7 protein-coding genes are annotated in these 6,200 nt (G+C 64.5%); 5 read left to right on the forward strand and 2 right to left on the reverse strand.

The window, feature by feature from the left end:
• Nucleotides 1–126 precede the first annotated feature (126 nt).
• The gene (locus tag GJ693_RS12970) at nucleotides 127–612 is read right to left on the reverse strand and encodes a peroxiredoxin (RefSeq protein WP_156256708.1); all 486 of its coding nucleotides are present in this window, start codon (nucleotides 610–612) and stop codon (nucleotides 127–129) included.
• 85 nt (nucleotides 613–697) lie between these two features.
• Here GJ693_RS12970 and GJ693_RS12975 point away from each other — a divergent pair, with 85 nt between their 5' ends.
• Nucleotides 698–1,258 carry a YqgE/AlgH family protein gene (locus GJ693_RS12975; protein ID WP_156256709.1) on the forward strand — a complete coding sequence of 187 codons (561 nt, stop codon included), beginning with the start codon at nucleotides 698–700 and terminating at the stop codon, nucleotides 1,256–1,258.
• 320 nt (nucleotides 1,259–1,578) lie between these two features.
• Here GJ693_RS12975 and GJ693_RS12980 read toward each other — a convergent pair whose 3' ends face one another.
• Nucleotides 1,579–1,950, reverse strand: coding sequence for a VOC family protein (locus GJ693_RS12980; RefSeq protein WP_156256710.1), 372 nt, complete (start codon nucleotides 1,948–1,950; stop codon nucleotides 1,579–1,581).
• Between the two features lie 403 nt (nucleotides 1,951–2,353).
• Between GJ693_RS12980 and rpmI the strand changes: the two genes are divergently transcribed.
• The 4 genes from rpmI to pheT all read left to right on the forward strand — a co-directional run.
• Nucleotides 2,354–2,557 carry a 50S ribosomal protein L35 gene (rpmI, locus tag GJ693_RS12985; RefSeq protein ID WP_156256711.1) on the forward strand — a complete coding sequence of 68 codons (204 nt, stop codon included), beginning with the start codon at nucleotides 2,354–2,356 and terminating at the stop codon, nucleotides 2,555–2,557.
• A 12-nt stretch (nucleotides 2,558–2,569) separates the two neighbouring features.
• Nucleotides 2,570–2,935, forward strand: a complete 366-nt coding sequence (gene rplT, locus GJ693_RS12990; RefSeq protein WP_156256712.1) for a 50S ribosomal protein L20 — start codon at nucleotides 2,570–2,572, stop codon at nucleotides 2,933–2,935.
• Between the two features lie 85 nt (nucleotides 2,936–3,020).
• On the forward strand, nucleotides 3,021–4,091 hold the full coding sequence (gene pheS / locus GJ693_RS12995; protein WP_156256713.1) for a phenylalanine--tRNA ligase subunit alpha: 1,071 nt from the start codon (nucleotides 3,021–3,023) through the stop codon (nucleotides 4,089–4,091).
• Nucleotides 4,092–4,345: 254 nt separating this feature from the next.
• Nucleotides 4,346–6,200 (forward strand): phenylalanine--tRNA ligase subunit beta (pheT, locus tag GJ693_RS13000; RefSeq protein ID WP_156256714.1); only part of this gene is annotated, 1,855 nt, incomplete at its 3' end.

The following is a 6,200-nucleotide window of genomic DNA, read 5'->3' on the forward strand; positions in this document are numbered from 1 at the left end:
CCGCCCAGTTGAGCCCGCGCGCCCGCGGCCACACGGCCCAGCCGATGGCCAGGCCGGTGCTGGCCGCGGCCGCGATCAACAGGGTGCGGCGAGTGAGGCCGCGCCGGGGCTGGGACGGCTTGAGGCTCAGGCGAGCTGCCCCAGCAGATGTTCGGCCGAGGAGACGCCGAAGGCGCCGGGCGGCTCGACGTTGAGTTCGGCCACCTTGCCGTCCTTGACGATCATCGAGAAGCGCTGGCCGCGGATGCCCATGCCATAAGCGCTGCCATCAAAGGTGAGGCCCAGCGCCTTGGAGAAGTCGCCATTGCCATCGGCGATCATCGTCACCTTGCCGTCGGCGCTGGCCGATTTGGCCCAGGCCGCCATCACAAAGGCATCGTTGACCGACACGCAGACCACTTCATCAACGCCCTTGGCGCGGAAGGTTTCGGCATTGTCGACAAAGCCCGGCAGGTGGCGGGCGGAGCAGGTGGGGGTGAAGGCGCCGGGCACCGAGAACAGCGCCACGGTGCGGCCGCCGAACAGCGCGTCGGTGGTGACCGGAGCCGGGCCGTCGGCGGTGGCCTTCACGAGGGTCATCGCCGGAATCGAATCGCCAACCTTGATCGTCATGGGGGTTTCTCCCTTGGGGCAGAACTGCATGTTTTCAGTAGCGGCGGCCTTGGCTGGCGTCCAGCGCCGGCCTATGCTCATCTGCGTGGAACCGCCGCCCTTTCTGTCCGGCCAGTTGCTGCTGTCCATGCCCGGCATCGGCGATGACCGTTTTGACCGCGCCGTGATCGCGCTGTGCCTGCACGACGACGGCGGCGCGCTCGGCCTGATGATCAACCGGCCGCATGCCGACATCACACTGCATGGCCTGCTGCGCCAGCTCGATATCGATCCCGGCGCCGTGGCTGATCGTCCGGTCCTCGATGGCGGCCCGGTCGAGCAGGGCCATGGTTTCGTGCTGCACGAGGCCGACTATGCCGCTTCCGGCACGATCCGCGTCGGCGATGCCTGGGCCTTCACCTCCACGCTCGACATCTTGCAGGCGATTGCCCGCGGGGACGGGCCGAAGCACTGGCACGTGGTGCTGGGCTATGCGGGCTGGGGCGCCGGCCAGCTCGACGGCGAGATGCGCCAGCACGGCTGGCACCTGGCGCCGGGCGACGAAGACGTCGTCTGGCACACGCCAATCGACAAGCGCTGGGAACGCGCCTTCGCGCTGACCGGCGTCACCGTCGCCAATCTGTCGGCGACACCGGGGCGGGCGTAGGGTCATCTGGCAGAGGCACTCAAGAGCAGTTAACTACAAGATTTAGCTTGACATTTTCCTAAAATTTGGTATAATTTTGATGTGGCGTTGGAACGGATCCTCGCTACATTTATAGAGGAGAATCAATGATTCCATGAGTATAAAGTTCACCGTAAGCGTAAAAATATCACGCATTGCTATATTACTTCTAGCTGTCAGCTTTTTGACGGTTTTTATCGATAACTCTATTAAAATCAATAGTTTAGTGATCAATACCACCTTCAACACTTGATAACTTACGCTTCGAGCCGCCAGCTGGATTGACAGCTGGCGGCTCTCCATCACGCCATGATGAATGCGTTCAGCTTGTTGCCATCCGGATCGCGGAAATAGCCGGCGTAAAAGCCCGAGTCGCCGCGCGGGCCGGGCGGGCCTTCGCAAGAGCCGCCATTGGCCAGCGCGATGGCGTGAATGCGGTCCACCTGGGCCTGGTCCTTCGCTTCGAACGCCACCATCACGCCGTTGCCGATGCTGGCTGGATTGCCATCGAACGGCCTGGTGGCCGCGATGCCGGGTGCGCCGCCGGGCGTGCCCCAGGCGATGAAATTCTCGAACTCCATCATCCGCCCCACGCCCATTTCGGCGGCGATGGCATCATAGAATGTCGCGGCTCTGGCGAGGTCGTTGGTCCCCACCGTCACATAACCGATCATGGTCCAGCTCCCTTGGTTGATGTGCGAACATAACAGGAACGAAAATGAGTCGCAAGCCGCGCGCAGAGTCGGCAGATCTTACACTTTTGGAATCGCCGACCTGCCAGGCCATTGAAAACAAAGGCTCCATTGCTGGCATGAACTTTGCATGGTTGACACCGTTACTGGAGCGGCGCTTGGACGAGGGCCTGTTCTTGCCAGTTTCACCGTGCAGCCGGCGCCCTTGGGCAAAGGCTGCACCAATGCAATCGCTGGCTGATCCACTGCCAGACAGCGTGGCGCCGGCCATAGGGGTTGCCCTGTGGCCGGCGCTTCGCTATAGCGCGCCCCTCGCATGAACCGGACGGCCTGGCCACAAGGGCTGCCATGGCCGTTTTTGATGCGTCTTTATAAGGAGACCGAAATGCCCAAGATGAAGACCAAGAGCGGGGTCAAGAAGCGCTTCAAGATCACCGCCACCGGCAAGGTGAAGCATGGCGTGGCCGGCAAGCGCCACCGCCTGATCAGCCACAACGCCAAATATATCCGTCAGAATCGCGGCACCGACGTGCTGGCGAAGGCCGATACCGCCCGGGTGCATGCCTGGGCGCCGTACGGCCTGAAGTAAGGGAGGAAACCCATGCGTATCAAACGTGGTGTGACCACCCGCGCCAAGCACAAGCGCATTCTCGACGCCGCCAAGGGCTTTTACGGCCGCCGCAAGAACACCATCCGCATTGCCAAGCAGGCGGTGGAGAAGGCCGGCCAGTACGCCTATCGCGACCGCAAGGTGAACAAGCGCAATTTCCGCGCCCTGTGGATCCAGCGCATCAACGCCGCCGTGCGTGAAGAAGGCCTGACCTACTCGCAGTTCATGAACGGCGTGAAGCTGGTTGGCCTCGAAATCGATCGCAAGGTGATGGCCGATCTGGCCATGAACCAGCCGGAAAGCTTTACCGCCATCATTGGCCAGGTGAAGGCCGCTCTGGACGCCAAGGCCGCGTAACACACGCGCAGCCGCAAGCGAAAAGGGGCGCGCGCCTTCACGGGCGCGCGCCCTTTTTGCGTTTTCTCTCACAGGCTTGGATATCATGACCACCGACACCAGCCGGATCGAGGCCGAAACCCTGGCCGCCATCGCCGCCGCCACCAGCCCCGAGGCGCTGGAGGCGGTGCGCGTCGCGGCCATGGGCAAGCAGGGCAGCATCACCGCCCTGCTCAAAACGCTGGGCGGCATGAGCCCCGATGAGCGCGCCGTCGCGGGCCCGGCTTTCAATGGCTTGCGCGAAACCATCACCACCGCGCTGGCCGCGAAGAAGGCGGCACTCGACGAGGCGGCGCTGAATGCGAAACTGGCCGCCGAGAAGCAGGACATGACCCTGCCGGTCAGCCTGCCCGCCACCGGCTCCATCCACCCGGTGAGCCAGGTGATGGACGAACTGGCCGAGATTTTTGCCGACATGGGCTTTGCCGTCGCCGATGGCCCCGAGATCGAGGACGACTGGCACAATTTCACCGCGCTCAACATTCCGGAGCACCACCCGGCGCGCGCGATGCACGACACCTTCTACATCGAAGGCCAGCCGCATCTGGTGCTTCGCACCCACACCAGCCCGGTGCAGATCCGCACGATGATGGGCCAGAAACCGCCCATTCGCATCATTGCGCCCGGCCGCGTCTATCGCAGCGACAGCGACGCCACCCACACGCCGATGTTCCACCAGATCGAAGGCCTGGTGATCGACAAGGGCATCACGCTGGCGCATCTGCGCTGGACGCTGGAAACCTTCATCAAGGCCTTTTTCGAGGTCGATGATGTCGTGCTGCGCTTCCGCCCGTCCTATTTCCCCTTCACCGAACCGTCGGTAGAGGTCGATGTTGGCTATTCGTCGAAAACCGGCAAGCCGGCCGGCGCTGACACGGCGGACAAGTGGCTGGAGGTGCTCGGCTCCGGCATGGTCCACCCCCGCGTGATCGCCGCCTGCGGGCTCGATCCGAATGAATGGCAGGGCTTTGCCTTCGGCACCGGGGTCGATCGCCTGGCCATGCTGAAATATGGCCTGACCGATCTGCGCGCCTTCTTTGATGGCGATGTGAAGTGGTTGAAACACCATGGTTTCTCGGCCTTTGACGTTCCGACCATCAGTGGGGGCGCGTCGTGAGCGAAGAGTCGATCTACTATGGGCATGTCCTCATTAGGACGTTCTCGGACAGGCTCGAGTATGAGGAATATTCAGAGACCGGGATTCTGCTGCAGCGCTATTCAACCGTAGATGGCGAGAAACACGGAAAATATGAAACCTTTTGGGACAGTGGCTTGCCAAAGGAATCTGGTTATTTTGAACATGGAAAGCGAACGGGCATATACACTTGGTTCGATTTTGACGGTTCAGTTCGTAAAACGCACGAGTATTAGATGAAATTCACCCTTTCTTGGTTGAAAAACCATCTCGACACCACTGCCAGCGTCGACGAGATCGCCGCGGCGTTGACCCGCTGTGGCCTCGAGGTCGAAGGCATCGAGAACCCGGCTGAACGCCTGGGCGCCTTCACCATCGCCCATGTGCTGACCGCAGAACGCCACCCGCAGGCCGACAAGTTGCAGGTGCTGAGCGTCGACACCGGCGACGGCAATCCCGTGCAGGTGGTGTGCGGCGCGCCCAATGCGCGCGCCGGCATGAAGGGCGTGTTCGGCGCGCCCGGCACATTCGTGCCCGGCACCGGCATCACACTGAAGGTGGCGGCCATCCGCGGCGTCGAATCCAAGGGCATGATGTGCTCGATGCGCGAACTCGAACTGTCGGACGAGCATGATGGCATCATCGCGCTGCCCGACGATGCGCCGGTGGGCGCGCGCTATGTCGATTGGGCGGGCCTGAATGACCCCGTCTTCGATATCGCCATCACGCCGAACCGGCAGGAGTGCCTCGGCGTGCTCGGCATCGCCCGCGATCTGGCCGCGGCCGGTGTGGGCACGCTGAAGACCCGCGAAATCGCGCCCGTCGCCGGCACCTTTCCGATGCCGCGCCCGATCACCATCGAGGACGCCGAGGGCTGCCCTGCCTTCGCCGGCCGCATCGTGCGCGGCGTGAGCAACGGCCCGTCGCCCGACTGGCTGCAGCGCCGCCTGCGCGCCGTCGGCCTGCGTCCGATCTCGGCACTGGTCGATATCACCAATTTCCTCTCCATCGACAGTGGCCGCCCGCTGCACGTTTATGACGTCGCCAAGCTGCAGGGCGGCCTCACCGCCCGCCGCGCCCGCGCTGGCGAGAGCGTGCTGGCGCTGAACGGCAAGACCTATGCGCTCGACGAGACGATGACCGTCATCGCCGACGACGCCGAAGTCCACGACATCGGCGGCATCATGGGCGGCGAGCATTCGGGCTGTTCGCAGACCACCACCGAAGTGCTGATCGAGGCGGCCTATTTCACGCCGGAACTGATCGGCGCGACGGGCCGCGCGCTTGGCATCAACAGCGACGCCCGCGCCCGCTTCGAGCGCGGCGTCGACCCCGCCTTCGTTGTGCCCGGTCTCGAACTCGCCACGCAAATGGTGCTCGATCTGTGCGGCGGCGAGCCGTCCGAAGCGGTCGTCGCCGGCCAGATCCCCGACACTGCGCGCGCCATCGCCTATCGCCCGTCGCGCGTGCTCGGCCTCGCCGGACTTGACGTGGCGGAAGACGAACAGGCTGCAATCCTCACCCGTCTCGGCTTCGGCGTGACCAGGGGCGACGTCTGGCAGGTCAGCGTCCCGTCGTGGCGCCGCGATGTTGATGGCGAGGCCGATCTGGTCGAGGAGGTCGTGCGCATCCACGGGCTGGACAAGGTGCCGGCCACCGCCCTGCCCCGCGCGGAAGGCGTCGCCAAGCCGACCGCAACACCGGCCCAGCGCCAACAGCGCCGCCTGCGCCGCCACCTGGCCAGCCGCGGCCTGGATGAGGCCATCACCTGGAGCTTCCTGCCGCCGGCCGATGCCGATGAATTCGGCGGCGCGGCGCATCGCATCGCCAACCCGATCTCGGCCGACATGGCCGCGATGCGCCCCAGCCTGCTGCCCGGCCTGCTCAGCGCTGCCGCCCGCACCATGGACCGCGGCACTGCCAGTGTGCGCCTGTTCGAACTCGGCCAGCGCTATCTGGCCGACGCCGAGCGGCCGACCGCTGCCATCCTGCTCGCCGGCGAATTGCGCGGACGCGATTGGCGCAGCGGCCCGGCCGCCAGGCCTGACGCCTATGACGCCAAGGCCGAGGCCCTCGCCGCGCTGGCGGCCC

The organism is Sandarakinorhabdus oryzae (assembly GCF_009733735.1).
Lineage (GTDB): Bacteria > Pseudomonadota > Alphaproteobacteria > Sphingomonadales > Sphingomonadaceae > Sandarakinorhabdus > Sandarakinorhabdus oryzae.

Bases quoted from the DNA above. Each gene is read 5' to 3' on its own strand.
- rplT (WP_156256712.1), top strand. From the start codon at position 2,570: ATGCGTATCAAACGTGGTGTGACCACCCGCGCCAAGCACAAGCGCATT.
- GJ693_RS12970 (WP_156256708.1), bottom strand. From the start codon at position 612: ATGACGATCAAGGTTGGCGATTCGATTCCGGCGATGACCCTCGTGAAG.
- GJ693_RS12980 (WP_156256710.1), bottom strand. From the start codon at position 1,950: ATGATCGGTTATGTGACGGTGGGGACCAACGACCTCGCCAGAGCCGCG.
- rpmI (WP_156256711.1), top strand. From the start codon at position 2,354: ATGCCCAAGATGAAGACCAAGAGCGGGGTCAAGAAGCGCTTCAAGATC.
- pheS (WP_156256713.1), top strand. From the start codon at position 3,021: ATGACCACCGACACCAGCCGGATCGAGGCCGAAACCCTGGCCGCCATC.